This window comes from Pseudomonas fluorescens group sp. PF-1 (genome assembly GCF_054481335.1).
The window spans coordinates 2,712,366-2,730,763 of sequence record NZ_JBTMNG010000001.1; the positions used below are offsets into that span (position 1 = coordinate 2,712,366).

The 18,398-nt window shown below is 56.3% G+C and carries 36 protein-coding genes and 1 pseudogene; 19 read left to right on the top strand and 18 right to left on the bottom strand.

Annotated features, from left to right (window positions below; translation table 11 throughout):
* Positions 1-92: 92 nt before the first annotated feature.
* The 8 genes from ACX3YD_RS13040 to ACX3YD_RS13075 are packed head-to-tail and all read right to left on the bottom strand — an operon-like array spanning position 93 to position 2,068.
* Positions 93-335, bottom strand: a complete 243-nt coding sequence (locus ACX3YD_RS13040; RefSeq protein ID WP_458960168.1) for a hypothetical protein — start codon at positions 333-335, stop codon at positions 93-95.
* The gene (locus ACX3YD_RS13045) at positions 332-502 is read right to left on the bottom strand and encodes a hypothetical protein (protein ID WP_458960169.1); all 171 of its coding nucleotides are present in this window, start codon (positions 500-502) and stop codon (positions 332-334) included. The genes ACX3YD_RS13040 and ACX3YD_RS13045 overlap by 4 nt, the downstream gene beginning before the upstream one ends.
* The gene (locus ACX3YD_RS13050) at positions 499-732 is read right to left on the bottom strand and encodes a hypothetical protein (RefSeq protein ID WP_454838245.1); all 234 of its coding nucleotides are present in this window, start codon (positions 730-732) and stop codon (positions 499-501) included. Before ACX3YD_RS13050 ends, ACX3YD_RS13045 begins: the two co-directional genes overlap by 4 nt.
* Positions 729-1,016: a hypothetical protein gene (locus ACX3YD_RS13055; RefSeq protein WP_458960170.1), complete on the bottom strand. Its 288-nt coding sequence runs from the start codon at positions 1,014-1,016 to the stop codon at positions 729-731. The genes ACX3YD_RS13050 and ACX3YD_RS13055 overlap by 4 nt, the downstream gene beginning before the upstream one ends.
* Positions 994-1,257 (bottom strand): DUF551 domain-containing protein, encoded by a 264-nt coding sequence (locus ACX3YD_RS13060; RefSeq protein ID WP_458960171.1) that lies wholly within the window; start codon positions 1,255-1,257, stop codon positions 994-996. Before ACX3YD_RS13060 ends, ACX3YD_RS13055 begins: the two co-directional genes overlap by 23 nt.
* The gene (locus ACX3YD_RS13065; protein ID WP_458960172.1) at positions 1,254-1,532 is read right to left on the bottom strand and encodes a hypothetical protein; all 279 of its coding nucleotides are present in this window, start codon (positions 1,530-1,532) and stop codon (positions 1,254-1,256) included. The genes ACX3YD_RS13060 and ACX3YD_RS13065 overlap by 4 nt, the downstream gene beginning before the upstream one ends.
* 21 nt (positions 1,533-1,553) lie before the next feature.
* The gene (locus ACX3YD_RS13070; protein WP_458960173.1) at positions 1,554-1,850 is read right to left on the bottom strand and encodes a hypothetical protein; all 297 of its coding nucleotides are present in this window, start codon (positions 1,848-1,850) and stop codon (positions 1,554-1,556) included.
* Between the two features lie 26 nt (positions 1,851-1,876).
* Positions 1,877-2,068 carry a hypothetical protein gene (locus ACX3YD_RS13075; protein ID WP_458960174.1) on the bottom strand — a complete coding sequence of 64 codons (192 nt, stop codon included), beginning with the start codon at positions 2,066-2,068 and terminating at the stop codon, positions 1,877-1,879.
* A gap of 663 nt (positions 2,069-2,731) precedes the next feature.
* Here ACX3YD_RS13075 and ACX3YD_RS13080 point away from each other — a divergent pair.
* Positions 2,732-3,190, top strand: a complete 459-nt coding sequence (locus tag ACX3YD_RS13080) for a hypothetical protein (protein ID WP_458960175.1) — start codon at positions 2,732-2,734, stop codon at positions 3,188-3,190.
* 454 nt (positions 3,191-3,644) lie between these two features.
* Positions 3,645-3,959 carry a DUF1654 domain-containing protein gene (locus ACX3YD_RS13085; RefSeq protein ID WP_458960176.1) on the top strand — a complete coding sequence of 105 codons (315 nt, stop codon included), beginning with the start codon at positions 3,645-3,647 and terminating at the stop codon, positions 3,957-3,959.
* A 49-nt stretch (positions 3,960-4,008) separates the two neighbouring features.
* On the opposite strand, the gene ACX3YD_RS13090 is transcribed toward ACX3YD_RS13085, so the two are convergent.
* Entirely contained in the window at positions 4,009-4,251 is a 243-nt protein-coding gene (locus tag ACX3YD_RS13090; RefSeq protein ID WP_458960177.1) for a hypothetical protein, read from the bottom strand.
* A gap of 362 nt (positions 4,252-4,613) precedes the next feature.
* Between ACX3YD_RS13090 and ACX3YD_RS13095 the strand changes: the two genes are divergently transcribed.
* Positions 4,614-5,177, top strand: coding sequence for a sce7726 family protein (locus ACX3YD_RS13095; RefSeq protein ID WP_454838237.1), 564 nt, complete (start codon positions 4,614-4,616; stop codon positions 5,175-5,177).
* On the opposite strand, the gene ACX3YD_RS13100 is transcribed toward ACX3YD_RS13095, so the two are convergent.
* The 7 genes and pseudogenes from ACX3YD_RS13100 to ACX3YD_RS13130 all read right to left on the bottom strand — a co-directional run bounded on the left by ACX3YD_RS13100 (position 5,159) and on the right by ACX3YD_RS13130 (position 8,505).
* The gene (locus tag ACX3YD_RS13100; RefSeq protein ID WP_454838236.1) at positions 5,159-6,232 is read right to left on the bottom strand and encodes a beta family protein; all 1,074 of its coding nucleotides are present in this window, start codon (positions 6,230-6,232) and stop codon (positions 5,159-5,161) included. The genes ACX3YD_RS13095 and ACX3YD_RS13100 overlap by 19 nt on opposite strands.
* A gap of 63 nt (positions 6,233-6,295) precedes the next feature.
* Positions 6,296-6,509: pseudogene (locus tag ACX3YD_RS13105) on the bottom strand (hypothetical protein).
* A gap of 7 nt (positions 6,510-6,516) precedes the next feature.
* Complete coding sequence (locus ACX3YD_RS13110) at positions 6,517-6,750, bottom strand: hypothetical protein (RefSeq protein ID WP_458952321.1); 234 nt, start codon at positions 6,748-6,750, stop codon at positions 6,517-6,519.
* Positions 6,741-7,022, bottom strand: a complete 282-nt coding sequence (locus tag ACX3YD_RS13115) for a helix-turn-helix domain-containing protein (protein WP_458960178.1) — start codon at positions 7,020-7,022, stop codon at positions 6,741-6,743. Before ACX3YD_RS13115 ends, ACX3YD_RS13110 begins: the two co-directional genes overlap by 10 nt.
* Before the next feature lie 85 nt (positions 7,023-7,107).
* The gene (locus ACX3YD_RS13120) at positions 7,108-7,314 is read right to left on the bottom strand and encodes a hypothetical protein (RefSeq protein WP_198132192.1); all 207 of its coding nucleotides are present in this window, start codon (positions 7,312-7,314) and stop codon (positions 7,108-7,110) included.
* Between the two features lie 39 nt (positions 7,315-7,353).
* The gene (locus ACX3YD_RS13125; RefSeq protein WP_458952322.1) at positions 7,354-7,593 is read right to left on the bottom strand and encodes a hypothetical protein; all 240 of its coding nucleotides are present in this window, start codon (positions 7,591-7,593) and stop codon (positions 7,354-7,356) included.
* 39 nt (positions 7,594-7,632) lie between these two features.
* Entirely contained in the window at positions 7,633-8,505 is an 873-nt protein-coding gene (locus tag ACX3YD_RS13130) for a S24 family peptidase (protein WP_458960179.1), read from the bottom strand.
* A 107-nt stretch (positions 8,506-8,612) separates the two neighbouring features.
* Here ACX3YD_RS13130 and ACX3YD_RS13135 point away from each other — a divergent pair, with 107 nt between their 5' ends.
* From ACX3YD_RS13135 to ACX3YD_RS13185, 11 genes are all read left to right on the top strand, one after another.
* Positions 8,613-8,819: a Cro/CI family transcriptional regulator gene (locus ACX3YD_RS13135; RefSeq protein ID WP_198132194.1), complete on the top strand. Its 207-nt coding sequence runs from the start codon at positions 8,613-8,615 to the stop codon at positions 8,817-8,819.
* Positions 8,820-9,091: 272 nt separating this feature from the next.
* Positions 9,092-9,694 (top strand): hypothetical protein, encoded by a 603-nt coding sequence (locus ACX3YD_RS13140; protein WP_458960180.1) that lies wholly within the window; start codon positions 9,092-9,094, stop codon positions 9,692-9,694.
* Between the two features lie 70 nt (positions 9,695-9,764).
* Positions 9,765-10,625, top strand: coding sequence for a BRO-N domain-containing protein (locus tag ACX3YD_RS13145; protein ID WP_458960181.1), 861 nt, complete (start codon positions 9,765-9,767; stop codon positions 10,623-10,625).
* A gap of 1 nt (position 10,626) precedes the next feature.
* Positions 10,627-11,604, top strand: coding sequence for a phage replication protein (locus tag ACX3YD_RS13150; RefSeq protein ID WP_458960182.1), 978 nt, complete (start codon positions 10,627-10,629; stop codon positions 11,602-11,604).
* Complete coding sequence (locus tag ACX3YD_RS13155; RefSeq protein WP_458960183.1) at positions 11,591-12,385, top strand: hypothetical protein; 795 nt, start codon at positions 11,591-11,593, stop codon at positions 12,383-12,385. The genes ACX3YD_RS13150 and ACX3YD_RS13155 overlap by 14 nt, the downstream gene beginning before the upstream one ends.
* Positions 12,385-12,888, top strand: coding sequence for a hypothetical protein (locus ACX3YD_RS13160; protein WP_458960184.1), 504 nt, complete (start codon positions 12,385-12,387; stop codon positions 12,886-12,888). The genes ACX3YD_RS13155 and ACX3YD_RS13160 overlap by 1 nt, the downstream gene beginning before the upstream one ends.
* Positions 12,889-12,975: 87 nt before the next feature.
* Positions 12,976-13,563 (top strand): DUF1367 family protein, encoded by a 588-nt coding sequence (locus tag ACX3YD_RS13165; protein ID WP_458960185.1) that lies wholly within the window; start codon positions 12,976-12,978, stop codon positions 13,561-13,563.
* A complete protein-coding gene (locus ACX3YD_RS13170; protein WP_458960186.1) occupies positions 13,560-14,144 on the top strand; it encodes a recombination protein NinG in 585 nt (194 codons plus the stop codon). Before ACX3YD_RS13165 ends, ACX3YD_RS13170 begins: the two co-directional genes overlap by 4 nt.
* Complete coding sequence (locus tag ACX3YD_RS13175; RefSeq protein ID WP_458960187.1) at positions 14,141-14,485, top strand: Lar family restriction alleviation protein; 345 nt, start codon at positions 14,141-14,143, stop codon at positions 14,483-14,485. Before ACX3YD_RS13170 ends, ACX3YD_RS13175 begins: the two co-directional genes overlap by 4 nt.
* Positions 14,482-15,027, top strand: coding sequence for a hypothetical protein (locus tag ACX3YD_RS13180; RefSeq protein WP_458960188.1), 546 nt, complete (start codon positions 14,482-14,484; stop codon positions 15,025-15,027). The genes ACX3YD_RS13175 and ACX3YD_RS13180 overlap by 4 nt, the downstream gene beginning before the upstream one ends.
* Before the next feature lie 123 nt (positions 15,028-15,150).
* Positions 15,151-15,414, top strand: coding sequence for a hypothetical protein (locus tag ACX3YD_RS13185; protein ID WP_458960189.1), 264 nt, complete (start codon positions 15,151-15,153; stop codon positions 15,412-15,414).
* Between the two features lie 283 nt (positions 15,415-15,697).
* Here ACX3YD_RS13185 and ACX3YD_RS13190 read toward each other — a convergent pair whose 3' ends face one another.
* A complete protein-coding gene (locus ACX3YD_RS13190; RefSeq protein WP_458960190.1) occupies positions 15,698-15,940 on the bottom strand; it encodes a hypothetical protein in 243 nt (80 codons plus the stop codon).
* Positions 15,941-16,072: 132 nt separating this feature from the next.
* Here ACX3YD_RS13190 and ACX3YD_RS13195 point away from each other — a divergent pair, with 132 nt between their 5' ends.
* From ACX3YD_RS13195 to ACX3YD_RS13210, 4 genes are read left to right on the top strand one after another with little or no spacing between them, the layout of a single operon-like run.
* Complete coding sequence (locus ACX3YD_RS13195; protein WP_458960191.1) at positions 16,073-16,402, top strand: MFS transporter; 330 nt, start codon at positions 16,073-16,075, stop codon at positions 16,400-16,402.
* Positions 16,399-16,746 (top strand): hypothetical protein, encoded by a 348-nt coding sequence (locus ACX3YD_RS13200; RefSeq protein WP_458960192.1) that lies wholly within the window; start codon positions 16,399-16,401, stop codon positions 16,744-16,746. The genes ACX3YD_RS13195 and ACX3YD_RS13200 overlap by 4 nt, the downstream gene beginning before the upstream one ends.
* A 52-nt stretch (positions 16,747-16,798) precedes the next feature.
* Positions 16,799-16,987, top strand: a complete 189-nt coding sequence (locus tag ACX3YD_RS13205) for a hypothetical protein (RefSeq protein ID WP_458960193.1) — start codon at positions 16,799-16,801, stop codon at positions 16,985-16,987.
* A complete protein-coding gene (locus ACX3YD_RS13210; protein WP_458960194.1) occupies positions 16,984-17,238 on the top strand; it encodes a hypothetical protein in 255 nt (84 codons plus the stop codon). The genes ACX3YD_RS13205 and ACX3YD_RS13210 overlap by 4 nt, the downstream gene beginning before the upstream one ends.
* A gap of 29 nt (positions 17,239-17,267) precedes the next feature.
* Here the strand turns inward: ACX3YD_RS13210 and ACX3YD_RS13215 are convergent, their stop codons facing one another.
* Positions 17,268-17,702, bottom strand: a complete 435-nt coding sequence (locus ACX3YD_RS13215; RefSeq protein WP_454838219.1) for a hypothetical protein — start codon at positions 17,700-17,702, stop codon at positions 17,268-17,270.
* Between the two features lie 77 nt (positions 17,703-17,779).
* Here ACX3YD_RS13215 and ACX3YD_RS13220 point away from each other — a divergent pair, with 77 nt between their 5' ends.
* A complete protein-coding gene (locus ACX3YD_RS13220; protein ID WP_458960195.1) occupies positions 17,780-18,394 on the top strand; it encodes a putative metallopeptidase in 615 nt (204 codons plus the stop codon).
* Positions 18,395-18,398: the final 4 nt, after the last annotated feature.

Consider the following 18,398-nt stretch of genomic DNA (forward strand, 5'->3'; position numbering starts at 1 on the left):
GTAGGCGCTTGCCAGCATCCAGGCAGTGAAAAACAGAAGGGTGATGGCAGAGCCGCGCCAGAACCAAAAGCGTTTGGCGCGTTGGTAGGAGGTCATGGCATGCACCATTGGCTGCCGCAGTAGTAGCGGCCATCATCAAAGTTCGGCGGCCCGGATTTGCGTCCGCATCCACACTCAACTTCTTCCTCGGCCTCTTCTTCCTTATCAGCTTCGGGCTGCACATCGCGCTGGCAGTTCGTGCCACCGCAATGCGGGCATTCGGTGTGGGTCAAGTTGCCATACGGCCCCATCCACCGGATTCCGAACTGGCCGCAATTACCGCAAATCATGGTCATGGCCTTGCCCTCACGGCGATTCGCCCAGCCTTAACAGCTTCAACAAGCTTTGGCGGCAGCGCGGATACCGGCAATTCGCGTGGAAGGCCCGCGCCGATAACAGCCAGGCTGCGCTCGATCTCGTCGAGCTGCTCGTCGATCAGGGTTTTGACTGGTGGTGTGGTCATGCTGCTACCTCTTGCTTGATCGATGCGTTGTAGTCGGCGTAAATCTGATCGATGCGCGCCCGGTAACAGCGATGCTCTTCCTCACTGATTGCGCGGAGCAGGAAGGCGAGGGTGATTGCTGAAGTCGCTGCAGCGCTGGCGTTCGGCTTGCCGAGGTCGCGGATCATGTTGTTGATTTCACCCTCGATCCAGGTGACGGCTGTCTGATGGTCTTGCTGTTGCTGGCTCATGCTGCCCACCTCCGCCGGCGCTGGTTCGCGTCGATCTCAATCCATAGGGCGGTTTCGATCTGCGGTCCGTACTGCTTGGCTAGTAGAGGAAGCAGGTGCCGTTCGACACCCATTCGGGCGCCGTCTTCGTCGTAGCAGATGCCCGATACCAACTTGAACTCCAGTTCCCGGGAACCCTGCGCATCCCAGTCGCTGTCCCAACTGCTCGGGCAGGGCGGCGTGTTCTCGCAGTGGGTAACCTCCACCTGGAGGACAAAGCCTTCAACAATCACTTCGTAATTCATGGTCGCCTCCAGAGTGGCGGGATTCAGTGGGCGGGGAGAGGAAAGGCTGCCAGTGTGTGACGCGATGCTCGAATCGAGAACCGTCGGGGTAGCGCCAGTCGATGCCGTTCCAGTAGAGGAAGCGCGACCCGTTCGCGAAGCGCTGTGCGGATCTCGACGGCGTGTAGGCAATGACGTGATGTTTTCCGCCGCCTTTTGGCAGCACCGGCATCGCCTCTGTGCACTTGATCCAGCTGCTCATGCTGCCTCCGGCCAGTGGTGATCAATGCTTTCTTTGGCGTACGGAGAGAGGCGCGCATAGCCGTTCACGGATGCGCAACCAGGCATGGTTCCTTCCAATTCGACGCAGGCGCGAATGTCGCAGCGGCGCGAGCAGACCCAGCCGCCGTAATGACAGCGGTGGACTTCACCTCTCGGCTCTGGGTGATAGGCGAGGCCACCTTTCCATGATGGCGATCCGCGCAGCTTGAGGCCGCAACCACGGCAAACAGCTTGGGTATCGGTACAGTCGTGCATGGCGACCTCCAGTGTTTGGGGTTAGGCGCCGGACCTGGCCGCGATTAGCTGCTTGGCCTCAATCTCTTCGTCGAATGACAGAAGGTGAGGCGCCGCTAGGTAAAGGTTGAGCAGCCGCTCGTTTTCATCCGTTGACCATGTTTGGTCGGCCAAGGATTCTTCATTGGGCCCGGCAAACGCCAGAAGCGCTGACTCGATAACCCCACTCATGGTTCTGCGCTGGATGCGACCCATTACGTCAAGCATGTACTTAACGCGAGGACTGATTCGCACGCCGATTTGGGCGCTCCGGGTTTTCACGCCAACCTTCTTGGCCATGACTCTCTCCTTCGTTGGCTCACCGGTTAGGCGGTAGCGATGACTGCTTCACGAAAGCGCGATGGGCTCCAGTCGCAAGACTCATCAGCGGGGATATGGCCAAACATCAGCGTGCAACGGCGGCAATGCACGCAGTCGCCGCAGGTCTTGCCCTCGGGCAGGTTCATCTGATCGGCGTTGTCCGCCGACCGTGGATACGGCGCTCGTTGCTCAGCCATGATTTGCTCCATTTGATTGATCCAACAAAACTCGGATGCACTCATCCGCTCCGCTGGTTGCCGTTGGGCGCGGAGGGGAGTGCATGCGGGTGGTGTCGGAAGGGAAGGGATGCAGGCGCCGGCGCTTCCCGGATGCGTCGAGTCTGGCCAGCTATGCCCTCGGACTCGCCTGCGGTATATCGTCTTGATTTGGGTTGGGCCTACCTTTCGGTTGATGCGCGGTCACATCGTCGGCCCTGCTGTCCGCTGCCTGTATGAGTGTTGGGCGCAGCCTTCAGGCTTACTGCGCCACGCGGGTGAATCGGTTACTGGTGCATGGGTGCAAATCCTCCGTGCAGGGTTGCTGGTGAATGCAGGTGGGCGGTTATAGGCCGCAGTTTCGTCCGCATCGGGGTGTGATCGGAACACCGGGGCGCTACCCCCGCTTGGTTCCCGCCGCGTTTGTAGTATTGGCCGTCTCGCTTATACCGGCTCAGGACATTCACGGGTCTTTGCGATCCTAGCGCTGCAGCCCACTTGGGCACGCTCCGATCACACTCCGATGCGCTCTCATAGAGAGGATCGGGCAGTTAACGACAGGCTGTCGTGGCGCTGGTTGTTCGGGGTGGTAGTGGCGTTATACCGCTGCTAATCTCGCGAAATGCGAACTCAGAGGCGGACGCCATGGAACTAAAAGAGTCGAAACATCCAAAGCCCGTCTCGGATACGGATGCGCTGACTATTGAGCTCAGGAATGAGTTTGCTTTGCTCAACAAGATCCTTGAGCTTCGCGAAATCGCTCTTGACCGCAGCAAAAAGAAACTGAGCCGAAAAGCGGCTAGGGCTGCAATAAAGGAGGCGAGGAAATCAGAGAAGAAAAACTCTTCCCTGAAAGCGCCCAAAATACCCAAACCAGCTCCGCCACCTAGCAAGCCGGATGGTGAGTGGCTCAAGAAACTCTGCTGGCGCTGCAATTCGAAATTCGCCGTACTTTCCACATGGGATAATCCGCCGAGCTTGTGTAGGGCGTGTGCCAAAGACCTTGACGAAACCTACCTACCTTCCGGCGATGATCGCTCCACGCCTTTCACAAAAGTTCACTTCGTAAGCGGTGGGGCGCCCAGCCTCGGAAAGCGGCGGTAGTCGCAGAATCCTGCTTTCCACAAGGCTCTTGTCAGAACCTTCTGGAGAGCATCCGGCCCACACTCGGCGGGCCGGTAATCTCTGAATCTCCCTTCATCCGCTGGGATTCGCGGGGCGCATTGCTTGCCGGGTCACTCACTCGGTTAAGGCGTTTCACCATCGATCAGCCGTACAGGGTGTTCCTGTCGTGGGCGGGCTATCTGACCCGTCTGATCGCCGGTCGCCGGTAGAGGCAATGCGGTCTGTTGGTATTTCTGTATTGCGCTGACTTTTAAAGAGCGTTCCGGTTGCCCGAGGCCTCTCGGCCCTTCGCAGTGGCTGTGTGTCGCTGCGATGGGTTTAAGTTAACCGCCGGTTTCTTTGTCGTCAATACCGGCGGTTAATTTATTTTTCCGAAGGGTGCGGTATGCTTTTCCTAAAACTGTATGGATGTACAGCATTCAAGGAGTAATGCATGGGCGTGATGCAGCAACAAAAAAAGCACCAACGAGTTGAGCTGACAGGTATCGAGCGGCTTAACCTTCGGGTGTCAAATATGATTAATCACCCGGTTGCGCAGATTCAGCGGTGGGTGACGATTCACCGCCTGGATACGGACGGAGAGAGAGAGTGGGATGAGGTGATGGGGTTGCTGTCCGAGGTGGACGGGATAGAAATGACGTTCAACGACGACGAGTCGGTAACGCTGAGGTGGGAGGCTCAGGCCGAAGAAGATCGCGTGGTCGAAGTGGAGGATGCGCTGGAGATGGAGGAGGTCGCGCCTTTCTGATCAGCACAAAAAAGCCCGCTCAGCGGCGGGCTCATCTGTTCGGGTTGATTCAGTCTTCCGGATCAATCTCTTCCTCCGGCTTTCGCCTGGCTATCAGATCAGCCATCAGCTCAGCAATGGCATCAACGTTGCCTTCCAGTACCTGTAAATGCGCGTTGATTCGGTCGGACGCTTCCGTGGATCCGCGCTGATCTATCCAGATACCGATCTCTTCGATAGCAGACCCAAGGGCCATGACGTTCTGGTTCATGCGGTAGAGCAGGGCAGGGGTTGGATCGTCTGGCAGAGACATGGCTTTCCTCCATCGAGAGTGAAAGCATAGTCCAGGAGTGTGACCGGCGTGTGAGTGGATCGCAGACAAAGAAAAGCCCGCATGCGGGCGGGCTTAAAGTCTTGAAGGGAGCAGGGGTAATTTGCGCTCTACCTTGTGAGTGATTGGTGAAAAGCATGTCGCTGAAATGGAAAAGCCCGACACTTGGTCGGGCTCTTGATGCATGTGGCCAAATCCCTTTGACTGCCTGCATTGTGCGGGGTAGGTGTGACGAAGGCGTGACAGGGTAGATACGAAAAGCCCGGCGCTGGGCTGGATGGCCCGGAAGAATACTGGCTAAAGGTAGCTGATAGGATGAATCTCAGTCGCTATACTGTTCGCCTATGATGACTCCAAATGAAATAAAAGCGCTCCTGCGGCAATGGATCGTTAGATCGCTCCCCCATGGAGATGGTGACGCCCTTATTGATGAGCTTTGCTTTGTGGATAAGGCAAGGCGAGCAGACGTTGTGCATGCCAATGGGAAACTGTCCGCTTTTGAAATAAAAAGTCACGCAGATACTTTGCAGCGCTGGATCGGGCAGCAGGACGCTTACCTTTCCTGTTTTGATGAGGTATGGCTCTGCTGCCATTCCAAGCACTTGGTCAAAGCCCTAGAGATCACACACAGCGATGTTGGTATTATTTTGATTGATGATCTTGGCGGCGTTGCGATTGTTCGTCGCGCCAAGTTAAATAAGAAAGTTAGCTCTTATAATTTAACCGGGTTCTTGTGGCGTGATCAGTTGGATGTTTTTGCTAAAGAAAACGGTCTCAAACTAAGTGGAAAAATGAGAATCAAAGATGTGCGTCGTCAAGTTAGTGAGGAGATTCCTCAGGACGAGCTAAGGAATCTCGTTCTCTCTGTTCTCAAAGAGCGATACAGCGATCAGACGAGATCGTCGTAATCATTCGGATCTTTTGCAGCAGAAGAAAGCTGGTCAATTACAACACAGATATGCTGGTTTGTTTTGATACCATTCCACTGCCCGTTCCCACCATATCCTGCGTCCGCGTCGGCTGGGAGTTTTGATATTCTGAAAATTTCCCTATTTGCCCAGCAATAATCGTCATTATGATAGCCAGGTAACTGTCGTATTTCTTTGGCTATTTCAATATAGTTAAAGAACTCGCGGTCGCCACCTTTTCTCCTTTGCCACCACTCAGGCGCAATGTAGTAGTTCGCAAAAGGCAAGATGACCATGCCATTAATGAATTCCATCGGGGCGGTTGGGTTTGTAGCTCCGAAATCGCCGTATATTATTTTGGTTCTTAGCTCTAGCGCCTGCGCATTGGCTTGCCACTCTGGGTCACTGCATTGCACCATTCTAGACGTGTTGGAAGGCGGCTTATCCGCTGGATAAGAGGTACTAAGCAGGCAGATTCCTTCAAGTGCGTACCCGTCTATCTTTAGCATCATCTTGTGAAATTCAGAGCCTGCGGATAAATCTGCTGGTCGCGTTGAGCCATAGTCAAAAATTACTGTTGTCGTTTCTGGGCGTTGAATCGAATCAAGAATAGCAAGAAGCCTTGTAATTGATGCGTCACTGGGTTTTGAGTTTGCTGCGACCCTAACGGCTATTCTTTCATATTTGGTATTTAGCTGCATGGCAAGCTGAACAACCTGCCTTTGTTCGTCAGTGTCCCGCCACGAAACGACTGGAATCATTCTGTTGTTGGTGTCAAAAGCTCGGTCAAATAATTTTTTCTTTGCGGAGAATGCGTCTGCTGGATTGTGAAGGTCTTCATTTACAATGTATTCATCTTTTGCGTCAGCAGTAACCCGAGATACATCGAGAAAAAATGGGCTCTGGGTCCAAGACTCAAGGAATGCTTGAAGATACTTGTTATCCTTGCCTCGCATATCCAGAAGTGGACTGAAATTTTCTCTTCTTTCATCTTCAATGTTTATAAGGGCATTCACATCATTTAGCCCTACTCGCAAACAAGCTATGTATTTCATTTGTCACTCCATGTGTTTCACGAAAAAACAAAACTTTGTTCGTAGGCGCCCTCAGAGACCCGCCTACTCGGGCTTGCCCCGCACAATCCTCCCCGCCTTAACCTCATCAGCCAGCGCCGCCAGCCGATCCGCATCCTCATAGAGCTTCGCAATCAGCTTCAGGACGGCTGCTACCTCGGCATCTCGGCAATCCTTGTTCGTCTGCAGCTTGCTCAAGGTCAAGCCCTAGATCCTTGAGTTCGCGGCGTAGCTCTTGGTTCGGTTTGGTGAGGGCCATGCTGACCTCAGGCTATCGACTCAGGATTTTGGGCGGAGATTTCCACTGATCGGACATTAAGTCTTTCTTCGCCAGCTTTGAAAATAGTGATCAGGTGATGGATGGCCTGGGCATCGATCTCATTACCGGCAAGGCTCAACCGCTCAGCAATACGCTTTAGCTCCACCGCCGACCACTTCAGATCGGAGGCGATTCCCTGGAGGTCGCGCTTTAGGTCTTGCTCTGGTTTGTTTAGGGGCATGCTTTGTACCTTATCTCGTCGGCGAGCCTTTGACTGAACTGCTCCACCGGTATGCCCGTGAGCTTCAACACCGCTAGAGCCACTTCAATCCCGAGAGCTCTTCTCCCACCAAAATAGGCATTTATGCTTGCCGGCGTAACCCCTAATTCAGTCGCGATACGGCGTTGGGTAATACGCTCCGCTATTGGCCTGTGCGCGTTGTGTTTAGCTAGAACCGCGCGAAGTGCCAAACATTCATCTTCTTCCCATATCCACAAAACACGACCAGACATAAAAGCCACTCAAACACTCGTTCGTGCCATCCTGGCTATTCAGTTCGTACAATCCTTTCCGTCTTCCAGCTCCCAGCATAAGCAGTCAGCCGACTCCACCACTTCGTGCCGCAATAGCAACTCTCAGCACTATCACAGCCTCAAGCAGCCTCTGTACCTGAGCCAAGACTACAGAGGCTAGATCCTCATCCCCAGCCACTTTAAGAGAGTCGACTACGTCGAGCAGCCTCTCTACCTCGGCCTCAATGGCATGGACGGATTCGCCTATGTGGTAATGGAGTGAGTGCGCCATCTCGGTCAGTCCTTGTCCGCATCTCTCCGACGCGTCAGATCATTCAGCCTTCGCCCTGGTGATAACGCTTTTCTTCACCTCGTCTGCATACTCGGCCAGCTTGTCCTCTGCGTCAGGAAACCCCGAAGTGATCGCCAGTATTTCCCGCGCATCACTCTCAAACCCAGCCTCGGATAGTCGTACGGCCATCTTCATCAGATCGACACTGGACCACTTGAGTAGGGCGGCGACTTCTTTCAGGTCGTGGCGCAGCTCTTGGTTTGGCTTGGTGAGGGGCATGCAGGCTCTCCCATTGAGTCGTCTTACGGCGGATTACCACTAAAGCAAATTAGCGTTCCATACCAGCAACACCCGAGCCTGGATGTAGGTATCTTCAGCCCTAATTGTTTGAGGCGGATGCCGAGGGTTGTCAGAGAGCATGTTGATCTGCTCGTCACCCAGCCACTGAAGTCGCTTGATGTAGAGGTGGCCTTCCCAAGAGAACATGTAGATCCCATCCCCCACGAATTCCCGAATACTGATGTCGACGAGGAGGGGGTCGCGATGCTTAATCGTGGGAGCCATCGATTGGCCCCAGCCGGTCACCATCTTGAGATGGAAGTGCTCCTTGAACTCAACGCCCATCTCGCGAAGATGTTGAGGGCTTACCCTCACGTCCTGGAGTAATTCCGGATAGTCGTGCGGTATTTGCCCGCCACCCATCGCGGCGCGGACGTCGTAGTGCGCGATCCATACCTCGTCACCGACTACGCCTGGGCGGTAGTAATCAACCTCGATAACGCCGCCGTCATCGTCCGCATCAGCTGCAGCCAGCAATCGCCGGCGGGCATCTTCTGAAAGCCCTTTTCCCTGCTTCTCCAGCATCTGGCGAACCATTTCAGCCGCCGACAAGCTCAGGGTTGACGGCACTGCGTGCTCCGCAATGCTTGTCAGCCCGCTTATCTCATGGGCCAGCCTCTTGCTGAATTTCTCGATAGGCACTTCAAGAACGCGCGACAGCACTGACGCGAATTTCGCGTTCAGGGGATTGGTGCCGTTCAAGTACATCGCGACAGCGGCGGCAGAGATATCAGCCGCTTCAGCAAGGCTTGCCTGCGTGAGGCCAAGGGCATTTTTTTTCGATACGAAAATCGCCTTGGCGGCGTCGCATTCAGCTTTTAGCTCTGGGGAAAGTTCTTTCTTTTTGCTCATCCGTGAAATTTAACCGTTGGTTAATTTATTTGCGGCAACCGGCGGTATTGCTAGAAAACTAACCGGCGGTTAATATTGAGGCTGACAACACCATTCGAGATTTCAGAATGAAGCAGATCCCACTTACAGAGCTGGTTGCTACGAAAGGACAGGCCTTTGCGGCCAAGTCTCTTGGGGTCAGCCCCGCTGCAATCAGCAAAGCGATTTCCGCCGAGCGAAACATTTCAGTCGTCTGCAACGAAGACGGGACTTTCGAGGCTCACGAACTCAAGCCGTTTCCGGCCCAGGTGACCCCGAAAAAATCCGCCGCCTAACCCACAACCCGCTGCGAACTGAGTGATGCAGTCGCCCGCTCAAACCCTCGCAGCTCTTCACGACCAAGCCGATTCCGTAACGGACCGGCAACCCTCTCAAACGCAGGCCAAAGCCTGAGTTGAGACGACAAGGGCAGGGTGGAAGCCAGTGCGACTACCAAGCAGCAAAGGGCGGCTACTTCGCCTTGTAGTTCGGAAGAGTCGGTCATGGATGCGTCCTTGATCAGTAGTAGCGATTTGGCATGAACCCAGAATACGAACGAGAGAGCCTCATGGAAACGTCGAACTTGCGACACGAAACACGCGATGCGGTCTTGGTCGCTATTGCGCGCGACATGATCGCCAGGACCAGCATGAGCCAAGACGGCTTTGCCGAGCAGCTCAACCACCAGCTGTTTGATCGTGCGCCAGAACGCTGCAAAGAGAAGGGCTTTCCAGATCTCCAGGCGATGACCAAGACCGCAGACATGCAGGCTTACGGCCGCGCCTATAAAGCGTGGAGCAAGCGTGTTGAGCGCTGGCTCGATGACAGCGGAGACCGCGTCGAGATTCCTTCGTGGATTGAAGAGGCGTGGGTCGCCGCCCTTGATCAGCCTTGGCGTGACCGTGCACTGATTGAGCTATCGAGCCGTTACGGCCTCCTTGCCGTCAGACAGATCGGCTCAGGGATCGACGACGCCTTGCAGGTGTTCGCCGGTATCTCGACCAGCTTTGGCCATGTAGCCGGATTGGGCGGGAAGGTTTTCGCGGACGGCGTGTTTGACCAGAAGGACCGGGTTTACGCCGAGTCGTTCGAATCCTTCTGCCGCTCCCTGGCCGCGCATGCCGTCGCAATGGCTGATCGAGCCGCTCTTGTCGCCTCGAAGATTCACTAAATCCCAGACACAAAAAAGCCGACGTACGAGGTCGGCTTTTTCAGCAGCGGTAAAACAAGTGGAGCCGAGTATGCACACACAATTCACCACCGGCAATACCCCGACCAATGTCGCGACACGTTTTGGTAATTCTGAAAACGTGTCGCGCATTAAACCGGTGACGCCTTTCGACTTCCATGGTTTCCCTGTTCGCGTCATTGATGACGGCCATGGCGAGCCTTGGTTTATTGCCAAGGACATCGCAGAGGCCCTGGGCTACGCGAACACCTCGAAGGCGATCAACGCTCACTGCAAGGCCATAAACACCTGCCATACCGAAATGGGAGGTCAGGTCCGTGCGGTGCAGATCATCCCCGAGCGCGACATGTACCGGCTGGTGATGAAGTCGAAGCTTCCTGCTGCCGAGCAGTTCGAAGAGTGGGTGGTGGGGCAGGTCCTGCCGACCATCCGCAAGACCGGTGCCTTTACAGCCCAGCCAACGAACAACTCCAAGATCGTTGGCGAGCTGGCCATCCTCGAATGCTTTGACCGTCTGCTCAAGCCGGCGCCGTCGAGCAAGATGCTGATGCTGGCCAAGATCGCCGCGAACAACGGCCTCGACGCCAAGTTCCTGCCTGGCTACGCCGTCGATGCCGCTCCCGATGCCACCGGTGGCAGCTCCATGCCGACCAAGGCCATCACTGCTCTGATCAAAGACCACGGCATCGCCAGCACCGCATCTGCTTTCAATGTTTGCCTGGAGAAGCACGGCTACTTGAAGCGCCTACAGAGGAAAAACTCCAAACAGGAACTGATCTGGTTCTGGTGCGTGACCGACAAGGGCATGACCTACGGCAAGAACCTCGCCAACCCTCAATCCCCTCGCGAGACGCAGCCTCACTGGTACGTCGATCGTTTCCTCGAACTGGCCGCACTGGTCGGGAAGGCCTGACATGCAATTCACCGTGACGATCAACCAGGCGAAGGCGCTTGAATGGGGGCTCAACTCCCAACAAGCGTTGCTGTTCGCGTTCGTCTACGGCTGCCCAAGCTGGGCCAAAGCGCTCAAGACTGATGACGGGATCTTCTTTGCTTTGAGCAAGGCCAAGATCGTGGAAGAGCTGCCTTTGCTGACCGACAAGCCGGACACGGCGTATCGGATGCTGAAGGCCCTGGAAGAGGCCGGTTTGATCGAGCTTTCCAGCACTTCGAACATCACGCTTTTTCGCCTGACCCAGAAGGCTACCGAGTGGAACAAGAAGCAGGATGGGTCGGAAAAATATCCGACCCCGCCAGAATCCAAGGGTCGGAAAAAAATCCGATCTACCTCGGAAAAATCTCCGAGCAAGGTCGGAAAAAAATCCGATCTAGGGTCGGAAAAATCTCCGACAAATCAGGATACCAATAATCAGGTTACCAATCAGGAGACCAGTCACAGCTTGCAGGATGGCTCGGACAAGCCGACCCAGTCCCGCGGCTTGCTGCTGGTGGTTGATCGTACCGAAGCTCCACGGGTTGAGATTCCCGCCGACATGCCGGGGCCCAAGGACCAGACCTGCAAAACCTTCAAGGTCTGGGCGAACTACGCCATGGCCTACCGCAAGCGCTACAGCACATGGCCAGTGTGGAATGCCAAGGTCGGCGGTCAGCTCGGCCAACTGGTCGACCGTCTCGGCGCCGACGTCGCCCACCATGTCGCAGCCCACTTCCTGAAAACCAGTGATGCCGCCGTCATACGCAAGTGCCACAGCCTCAACGAGCTGCTGGCCAACGCTGAGAGCTACCACACCCAATGGGTAACCGGTCAGCGCGTCAACGGAACAACCGCCCGCCAGATGGAGCGCACCGAAGCGAATCTGTCCGCAGCGGAACAGGCTGCCCAGATGGTCTTGGCCAAGCGCCAGGCAGGAGAGCGCAATGAATACCTCTGAAATGAACGACCAGCAGGTTGCGGGCTTGGCGGCGGCGATCTGTGCCACGGCCGAGGCCATGGGCCAGGAGATGAACCCAGGCACTGCGGCGATGATGGCCGAGGATCTGTGCGCTTACTCGGTGTCTGTCGTCAAAGCCGCGCTGAAGGCCTGCCGCTTCGAGGTGAAGGGCAAGCTGGCGATGGCTGACATCCTGCAGCGTGTTCAGGCGGCCGACGGTCGCCCGGGCAAGGACGAGGCCTGGGCCATCGCCCTGACTGCCAGCGACGAATCTGAAACCGTGATTATGACCGCCGAGATCCAGCAAGCCATGACCGCCGCACAGCCAGTCTTGGCGCTGGGCGACAAGGTCGGTGCGCGGATGGCGTTCATGAACGCTTACGAGCGACTGGTGACCAAGGCTCGCGCCGAAGCAGCTTCGACAACCTGGAGTGTTTCCCTTGGATTCGACCCGGTCCGTCGCGTTACGGCCATCGAGTCGGCCGTGCGCATGCAGCTGATCAGCCAGCATACCGGCACCCAGTACCTGGCTGACTTGCGCATCGCACCGATCACCGTCGACGGCCAGGCCATTGCCGGACTGCTCACTGGCTCATCCGCTCAACCATCCGCAAGCCTGCGCTCCCGCTGGCAGCAAATCAGGGATGACCTGCAGGCGCACCGCCGACGCAAAGACATTCAAAACCGCTGGGATGCACGTTCAGAGCGCCGGCGTTTCGCCTCGCGCAAGGCTGAACAGCTGAAAGCGGCAGAACAACTGGCCCGCAAGGAGAGCCTGTGATGAACGAGTCCCGCCAGCAACAAATCCTCGCCGGTCAGTCCTCAATCGCACAGAAGATCTTCGCCTACGTCCCGATCCAAACGAGCTGGAGCAACCACGAGATCCACGGCGCCGTATCGACGGCCAAGGCCACCGGCGCATCGCCCTATGCAATTCGTCGCGCCCTGGGTGAACTCAAGGAGGCCGGCCTAATCCGCGAGCCGGTCGGCGGAAAGTTTCAGCGTGACGCAGCAACCCCAAAACCAAAGAAGGAGCCAGTCATGACCCAGGCAGCCAAGCCGACCGTTGTTTCGATGAAGAAGTCCGAAGGTGCCCTGGATGTTTTGGCCGCGCTCTCGGGTGAGGTGGTCAGCCTCTCCGATGAGTTCAGCAAGCGAATGAAGGCGCTCGCAGGTCGCATTGAGGAAGTGGCGCTGTCGGTCGAGGCTGAGCGCGAGACCAATGCAGTCGCCGTGGGCAAGCTGAAGCAGTTGCAAGAGTTGCTGAAGGGGATCTCGCAATGATTCCTAAATCAGCAATGACACTGGTTTGCACTCTGGCTGGTTTTGGCATCGGCGTGTTCTGCGTCCTGATCACAGTGGCGGTGAACCATGGCTGAACTCGCATTGATCCGCACCGCCCAAGGCTTGGTGCCAGCCACCGAAGCTGACCGCGAACTGGTCCAGAAGTGGAAGGCTGGCCAGGTCATTCACGGCAAGTTCACCCGCATGCGTAACGGCAAGTTCCACGGCAAGTTCTTCTCGATGCTGGATCTGGCATGGGATTACTGGGAGCCGGTTGGTGGCCTCATCCCGCGCCAGGAGATGCGAGGCATTCAGGGGCTGGCCAAGTTCTTCGAGGCGCAGAGCGGCAAGCCGGGGCAGCTGTCTCACGCGGTTGCGGCTTATGTCTCCGGTCTGGAGACGGCCCGCGCTGAGCGCTTCCCAGCGGTAGACAAGAGCCGTGAAGCCTTCCGCGAATGGGTGACGATCGAGGCCGGCCACTTCCACCTGGTGCACACGCCGGAAGGTATCCGCAAAGAGGCCAAGTCGATCAGTTGGGCAAATATGGACGATACGGCCTTCGAGCCGCTTTACCGCGACGTGTTCAACGCCTGCTGGCGGTTGGTGCTGTCCGCGCATTTTGAGAGTGAGGCTGAGGCGCTGTCTGCTGCTGATCAGTTGGGGAGCTATGCATGAGAGTCGCCATCAAGGAAGCCAAGGCGAAGAAGTGCAAGAACCCGGCCTGCGGGGCGAGCTTTAAGCCGTCATTCTCCACCGCGCAAAAGGTGTGCAGTTGGGCATGTGGCCTGGCCATCAAGGACGTGAACCAGGAGAAGGCGCGCAAGTCGCTGGCCCAGATCGAACGCCGCGAGATCAAGGTCCGCAAGGAGAAGCTGAAGAGCAGGGCGGAGCACCTCAAAGACACGCAGATCGCCTTTAACGCTTGGGTTCGTGCGCGGGATGCTGAGTTGCCGTGCATCAGCTGCGGCCGGCATCACCAGGGTAAGTACGATGCAGGCCACTACAGGACGGTGGGGAGTAACCCAGCATTGCGTTTCGAACCACTCAATTGTCACCGCCAATGCTCACCGTGCAATACCCAGCTTTCCGGAAACATCGTGAACTACCGCATTGAGTTGGTGAGGCGAATCGGCGCTGATGCGGTCGAGTGGTTGGAAGGCCCTCATGAGGCCAAGAAGTACACCGTCGAAGAGTTGAAGGCGATGACCGCCGAATATCGGGCAAAGACCAGAGAGCTGAAGGGGAGAGCAGCATGATCGAGCCAATCAAGATGAGTCCGTGCCCATTCTGCGAGGGGCCTCCTTGCATCATTGCGCGCAACTGGATTACCGGGGAAGAGGTCTTTGAGGAACGCAAGCAGAGCGAAGACTTCGACGAGGCTTATGAGGCGCATGTTTGGTGTCACGACTGTGGTGCCCAGGGCCCGAACATCAACACATGCTCCCTTGGCACGTTCGAACACCTCTACGACCTCGAGGTTGCCGACGTGATGCGGATCGCGATTGAGCGCTGGAATGACAGGCATAACCGTTCACGAAGCTGCTTCGACAGCGGTGAAAAAGAAGGTTTGAACATTTGGCCGAGGGCAGAAGCATGACCTATCGCAACGTGGTATCCGCTGTAGTTCGGGCGCTCGCCGCCGAGACCATCAATTCCGCCGGCGGCTGCGACTTCGAACCGAAGGTGCAATGTGCCAAGCAGAAGGGGGAGATCGTAGGCAAGGAGGCAGCGTTTCTCCAAGACTGCTGGGTGTTCGGGCGGCTGCATAAGTCGCTGTCCGCGGCGCACTGGAGGGCATTGGTTGCGAAGTACTCGACGCATGACGAACGCAAGCACGGCGCCATCCTGGAGCTGCTGAGCTCGGTCAAGTCGCCAGCACCGAAGCGGTTCCGAGAATGCGCGATACTTACCTGGGCCATTCCGCGGGTGGCCGGCACCGACGGTAAGCGATCTGCGGCAGTGCTTCCGGCAGCGTGGTACGACATCACGAACTGGGACGATGACGGCAGGTCGGAGTCGACCCGGTACCGGTGGCGTTCGTCGATCCGTAAGGCACTGGATGACCAGGTGAACGAAGCGCTTTCCGCCGCTCAGGAGCTGCTTGATTCGGAGGGCTTGATCGAAAGTTGCGCAGCGTAGCAAATAGCCATTGCATCGAGTGAGAAAGTGAGAGAGTATTTGTCTATCCTGTCGATCTTGCGCGTTGAGGTTGTACAGTAAAGCCCGGCATGAAGTCGGGTTTTTTATGTGAGGCAAAGGAAGATGCGAACTCTCTTACTGTTCGGAATGCTGCTATCGCCCTTGGTGCTTGCTGACATGATCGAGCCCTCACATGACTGTAATCAGCCAGACATTCCTTACGAATTTCAAGATCAGTACGAGCGTGATCAATTTCAGGCTGATGTGGATGAATACAAAACCTGCATAACTGACTTCGTAGAGGAGCAGCAGGACGCCATTCGAAAGCACAAATCAGCAGCCGATGACGCCATTGAAGAATGGAACTCGTTTGCTAGATCGACATAATCGTGCAGCTATTTCAGAGCCTCGCCAAGTGCGGGGCTTTTTTATGCCTTAAATTCACCGCAGCCAGGGCGGCCTCGCGGAAGGCCTGGACGTCGATAGACGGATAGTGCGACGTACGGAATCAACACCGGCAGCCCGTGCACCCTTACCTCGCATGCTGTCGGGGTGGCGCGAGACCGGCTCAGCGAGATCGATGCAATGGGGCGTCGACGCTGGGAAGGTCTATGGCGGACAGCGCGGAAAGATGAGCGCACCTATCACGGCGCGCGCTCAGCAAGATCTTTTATTCCTGAATGTCCAGCTCCTTGAAGCCCGACGAGTATCTGGTAGCGAAATATCCGCGTGCTTGCAGTGACTTAAGGACGACCTCGCGATCGATCCCTGTTGGAATATTGGACAAATCAACCTGGCGCTGGAAAACCATCCCTTCCAGAAACTTTGAACCTTCCCCAGATATGCGGGGGATACCTTTTCCGTCTTCAACGATTAGTGTGCGGTCTTGCACCTGAAAAATATCAACTCGCATTTCTGTGCCTCTTTTCCATGGCTGGCCCTAATGGCGCTTACCTGAAGCGCTTTGTTATCACGATTCTTCCAGATTTTACAGGCTCGTTAGTAGATGAGCCTTTTCATTCAACATGCCCACGGAGTCGAGCGCATGGATTTTTTGCACCGCCTGCTCGACAGGTTGGATTTGTTGATCGCCGGCCTGTTCGGTGTGATCGTCGCCAGCTGGTGGCACAAAGATGACCTGACCGATTGGCGAGCCTGGGCGATCTTCTTGGTTACCGGGGTTGCCTGCTCTCTCTACTTGACAGGAATGGTCAGCGCTTACTTTGGCGTCGCCGAGCCGAGTATCGTCGCTGGCATCGGCTTTCTGCTAGGTACGTTCGGCGGCTCGCTCTTGGCAGCAATCAACCGAGCCATCAAAGCTGCTGACCTCTGGGCACTCATCCGCCAGCGGTTCGGGGGAGGCAATCCACCATGAATCTTGAACTGATCAACTCCATCGCCTGTGGCTTGATTGCCTTGTGGGCGACCTGGTGTGTTCTGAGCGGGAAAGTGCGGGACGGCATTCTCGGCAAGCTGATCTATTCGGCGATCGCGATCAGCGGTTTCGTTGTGATGAGCCGGGAGCAGAACATTTTCATGATGGGCCCGACCACCGCCGGAATCACGCTGCACGTCTCGCTAGCGTTGGCCGGTATGCGCCACATCTTCATGGTCATTTGGTGGCAGTGGGTGAAGGACTGGCTGTGCCGGACGCTGAACTGTGAGCATTGCCTGCGCTGTGACAAGGCGCCGGGCGGTATCGAGCGTCGATCCAAGTAAATCGCGACACGTTTCGCGAATCAGCAAATTGTGTCGCGACACTGAGGTGAGAATGACCGCAGAAATTCACGACATTGCCGACCAGCGCCCGCACCTGACGGTAACGGCTGATGACGGTGTCCACGTGCTGCCCTGTGATCTGGTGTGCTCGGTGATCGCCGGCGACAAGCTATCAGCAATCCTCACCGAACCGGTTCTGCGCCGAATCATTAAAGAGTGGTTTCAGAGGGTGACTGCATGACCGCAAAGCTCGTTGAGTTCAAGCGTGAGGGCTGGCGCGATGCCGCCAAGACTCTGCGCAAGATCGCTGACGAACTCGATGCTGGTGTGCATCCGGAATGCACCGTAGGCGCGCTTACCCTCATGGGGCCGAAAGGCGAAGTGACGGTATTCGGGCTGGGTCCCAAGTGCGACGACTTGCAGTGCCTGGGCGCCATGCGCCTGGGTGAGCAGAAGCTGATTGATGTGCTGCTCAATGGAGGGGAAGGGTAGATGTGCCGCAGATTGCGGCACGGAACGCTCTATTTTTTGAATTCAACATTGGCTGTGACTAGGAGCTGGCCGTTGACGGTGACCTTGCACGCCCGCCCGGTTTCAGTCTTAGTGCCAGGTGCAAGAATCGGGTCACACTGCAGAAACACAGTCTTCCCTTGATAATCTCGTGTCACACCTGCCGTTGTTGTGCTTGCTGGTTCCTTCATGAATTTCCGATTCCACGGCCCAAAGTAGATCTCTGGTTCGCCGCCGCCGAAGAAGCCAGATTCAGGAGTGGCGCAAATAGTGCCTTGCATCCGCTCTCCGTCGATGATGTTTGCGTCTTCGTAGCAAGAGATCATCCCTTTGGCGGTGACAATCGTCGACGGCCCTCTGTTAGTCCATGTTGGAGCGGTCACACAGCCAGAAAGGGTGATTGCGGCAAGAGCAGCGGCGACGAGGGAAATTTGTTGAATGCGCATTAGTTGGGCGTCCTTACTTTTCGAGGCGCACACAAATACCGGCTATGGGCCACTATTTCAAGCTTAAAGGGTGAATAATGGACAGGCCATATCCTCCACCTTCACTAGTTGAGCAGGCCGATTTCAGGATGCGGCTGATTCCTGCTCCAGAAGTTTGGGAGTGGCTCCAAGCCGAAATCCTCGCTGACACCGGAAGCATTCACAATGAAGAGCACGTCCATCTCATCGATGCGGACATTCGTGTGATGTGGGCGTCTGCTGCCTTCACGAAGAAGGGGCGGACAGTCGCTGGTCAGGCTGAGCAGGTGGCGTTCCGTGCAGGTGGCTGGCAGAAGGCTCGGATGGAACAGCAGATGCTGGATTGGTTCGGCGACGTGCCGGCCTACATCATCACGCTGGCCGCCGACTACTGCGCGGATTGCTCAGACGCTGACTTTTGTGCACTGGTCGAGCATGAGCTGTATCACATTGCCCAGGCGACCGATAAGTACGGTCAGCCAGCGTTCACCCAAGAAGGATTGCCCAAGCTTGAGATGCGTGGCCACGACGTCGAAGAGTTCGTTGGTGTGGTCCGCCGCTACGGTGCGAGCCCTGACGTCCAGGCCTTGGTAGACGCTGCAAACAATCCTGCTGAGGTGGGGAAATTGAATATATCGAGGGCCTGCGGAACCTGTCTGCTCAAGTCGGCCTGATTCT

What these genes read in the sequence shown, in the direction of transcription:
- ACX3YD_RS13040 (WP_458960168.1), bottom strand. Translation starts at nt 335, where the DNA reads ATGACCATGATTTGCGGTAATTGCGGCCAGTTCGGAATCCGGTGGATG.
- ACX3YD_RS13045 (WP_458960169.1), bottom strand. Translation starts at nt 502, where the DNA reads ATGACCACACCACCAGTCAAAACCCTGATCGACGAGCAGCTCGACGAG.
- ACX3YD_RS13050 (WP_454838245.1), bottom strand. Translation starts at nt 732, where the DNA reads ATGAGCCAGCAACAGCAAGACCATCAGACAGCCGTCACCTGGATCGAG.
- ACX3YD_RS13055 (WP_458960170.1), bottom strand. Translation starts at nt 1,016, where the DNA reads ATGAATTACGAAGTGATTGTTGAAGGCTTTGTCCTCCAGGTGGAGGTT.
- ACX3YD_RS13060 (WP_458960171.1), bottom strand. Translation starts at nt 1,257, where the DNA reads ATGAGCAGCTGGATCAAGTGCACAGAGGCGATGCCGGTGCTGCCAAAA.
- ACX3YD_RS13065 (WP_458960172.1), bottom strand. Translation starts at nt 1,532, where the DNA reads ATGCACGACTGTACCGATACCCAAGCTGTTTGCCGTGGTTGCGGCCTC.
- ACX3YD_RS13070 (WP_458960173.1), bottom strand. Translation starts at nt 1,850, where the DNA reads ATGGCCAAGAAGGTTGGCGTGAAAACCCGGAGCGCCCAAATCGGCGTG.
- ACX3YD_RS13075 (WP_458960174.1), bottom strand. Translation starts at nt 2,068, where the DNA reads ATGGCTGAGCAACGAGCGCCGTATCCACGGTCGGCGGACAACGCCGAT.
- ACX3YD_RS13080 (WP_458960175.1), top strand. Translation starts at nt 2,732, where the DNA reads ATGGAACTAAAAGAGTCGAAACATCCAAAGCCCGTCTCGGATACGGAT.
- ACX3YD_RS13085 (WP_458960176.1), top strand. Translation starts at nt 3,645, where the DNA reads ATGGGCGTGATGCAGCAACAAAAAAAGCACCAACGAGTTGAGCTGACA.
- ACX3YD_RS13090 (WP_458960177.1), bottom strand. Translation starts at nt 4,251, where the DNA reads ATGTCTCTGCCAGACGATCCAACCCCTGCCCTGCTCTACCGCATGAAC.
- ACX3YD_RS13095 (WP_454838237.1), top strand. Translation starts at nt 4,614, where the DNA reads ATGATGACTCCAAATGAAATAAAAGCGCTCCTGCGGCAATGGATCGTT.
- ACX3YD_RS13100 (WP_454838236.1), bottom strand. Translation starts at nt 6,232, where the DNA reads ATGAAATACATAGCTTGTTTGCGAGTAGGGCTAAATGATGTGAATGCC.
- ACX3YD_RS13110 (WP_458952321.1), bottom strand. Translation starts at nt 6,750, where the DNA reads ATGCCCCTAAACAAACCAGAGCAAGACCTAAAGCGCGACCTCCAGGGA.
- ACX3YD_RS13115 (WP_458960178.1), bottom strand. Translation starts at nt 7,022, where the DNA reads ATGTCTGGTCGTGTTTTGTGGATATGGGAAGAAGATGAATGTTTGGCA.
- ACX3YD_RS13120 (WP_198132192.1), bottom strand. Translation starts at nt 7,314, where the DNA reads ATGGCGCACTCACTCCATTACCACATAGGCGAATCCGTCCATGCCATT.
- ACX3YD_RS13125 (WP_458952322.1), bottom strand. Translation starts at nt 7,593, where the DNA reads ATGCCCCTCACCAAGCCAAACCAAGAGCTGCGCCACGACCTGAAAGAA.
- ACX3YD_RS13130 (WP_458960179.1), bottom strand. Translation starts at nt 8,505, where the DNA reads ATGAGCAAAAAGAAAGAACTTTCCCCAGAGCTAAAAGCTGAATGCGAC.
- ACX3YD_RS13135 (WP_198132194.1), top strand. Translation starts at nt 8,613, where the DNA reads ATGAAGCAGATCCCACTTACAGAGCTGGTTGCTACGAAAGGACAGGCC.
- ACX3YD_RS13140 (WP_458960180.1), top strand. Translation starts at nt 9,092, where the DNA reads ATGGAAACGTCGAACTTGCGACACGAAACACGCGATGCGGTCTTGGTC.
- ACX3YD_RS13145 (WP_458960181.1), top strand. Translation starts at nt 9,765, where the DNA reads ATGCACACACAATTCACCACCGGCAATACCCCGACCAATGTCGCGACA.
- ACX3YD_RS13150 (WP_458960182.1), top strand. Translation starts at nt 10,627, where the DNA reads ATGCAATTCACCGTGACGATCAACCAGGCGAAGGCGCTTGAATGGGGG.
- ACX3YD_RS13155 (WP_458960183.1), top strand. Translation starts at nt 11,591, where the DNA reads ATGAATACCTCTGAAATGAACGACCAGCAGGTTGCGGGCTTGGCGGCG.
- ACX3YD_RS13160 (WP_458960184.1), top strand. Translation starts at nt 12,385, where the DNA reads ATGAACGAGTCCCGCCAGCAACAAATCCTCGCCGGTCAGTCCTCAATC.
- ACX3YD_RS13165 (WP_458960185.1), top strand. Translation starts at nt 12,976, where the DNA reads ATGGCTGAACTCGCATTGATCCGCACCGCCCAAGGCTTGGTGCCAGCC.
- ACX3YD_RS13170 (WP_458960186.1), top strand. Translation starts at nt 13,560, where the DNA reads ATGAGAGTCGCCATCAAGGAAGCCAAGGCGAAGAAGTGCAAGAACCCG.
- ACX3YD_RS13175 (WP_458960187.1), top strand. Translation starts at nt 14,141, where the DNA reads ATGATCGAGCCAATCAAGATGAGTCCGTGCCCATTCTGCGAGGGGCCT.
- ACX3YD_RS13180 (WP_458960188.1), top strand. Translation starts at nt 14,482, where the DNA reads ATGACCTATCGCAACGTGGTATCCGCTGTAGTTCGGGCGCTCGCCGCC.
- ACX3YD_RS13185 (WP_458960189.1), top strand. Translation starts at nt 15,151, where the DNA reads ATGCGAACTCTCTTACTGTTCGGAATGCTGCTATCGCCCTTGGTGCTT.
- ACX3YD_RS13190 (WP_458960190.1), bottom strand. Translation starts at nt 15,940, where the DNA reads ATGCGAGTTGATATTTTTCAGGTGCAAGACCGCACACTAATCGTTGAA.
- ACX3YD_RS13195 (WP_458960191.1), top strand. Translation starts at nt 16,073, where the DNA reads ATGGATTTTTTGCACCGCCTGCTCGACAGGTTGGATTTGTTGATCGCC.
- ACX3YD_RS13200 (WP_458960192.1), top strand. Translation starts at nt 16,399, where the DNA reads ATGAATCTTGAACTGATCAACTCCATCGCCTGTGGCTTGATTGCCTTG.
- ACX3YD_RS13205 (WP_458960193.1), top strand. Translation starts at nt 16,799, where the DNA reads ATGACCGCAGAAATTCACGACATTGCCGACCAGCGCCCGCACCTGACG.
- ACX3YD_RS13210 (WP_458960194.1), top strand. Translation starts at nt 16,984, where the DNA reads ATGACCGCAAAGCTCGTTGAGTTCAAGCGTGAGGGCTGGCGCGATGCC.
- ACX3YD_RS13215 (WP_454838219.1), bottom strand. Translation starts at nt 17,702, where the DNA reads ATGCGCATTCAACAAATTTCCCTCGTCGCCGCTGCTCTTGCCGCAATC.
- ACX3YD_RS13220 (WP_458960195.1), top strand. Translation starts at nt 17,780, where the DNA reads ATGGACAGGCCATATCCTCCACCTTCACTAGTTGAGCAGGCCGATTTC.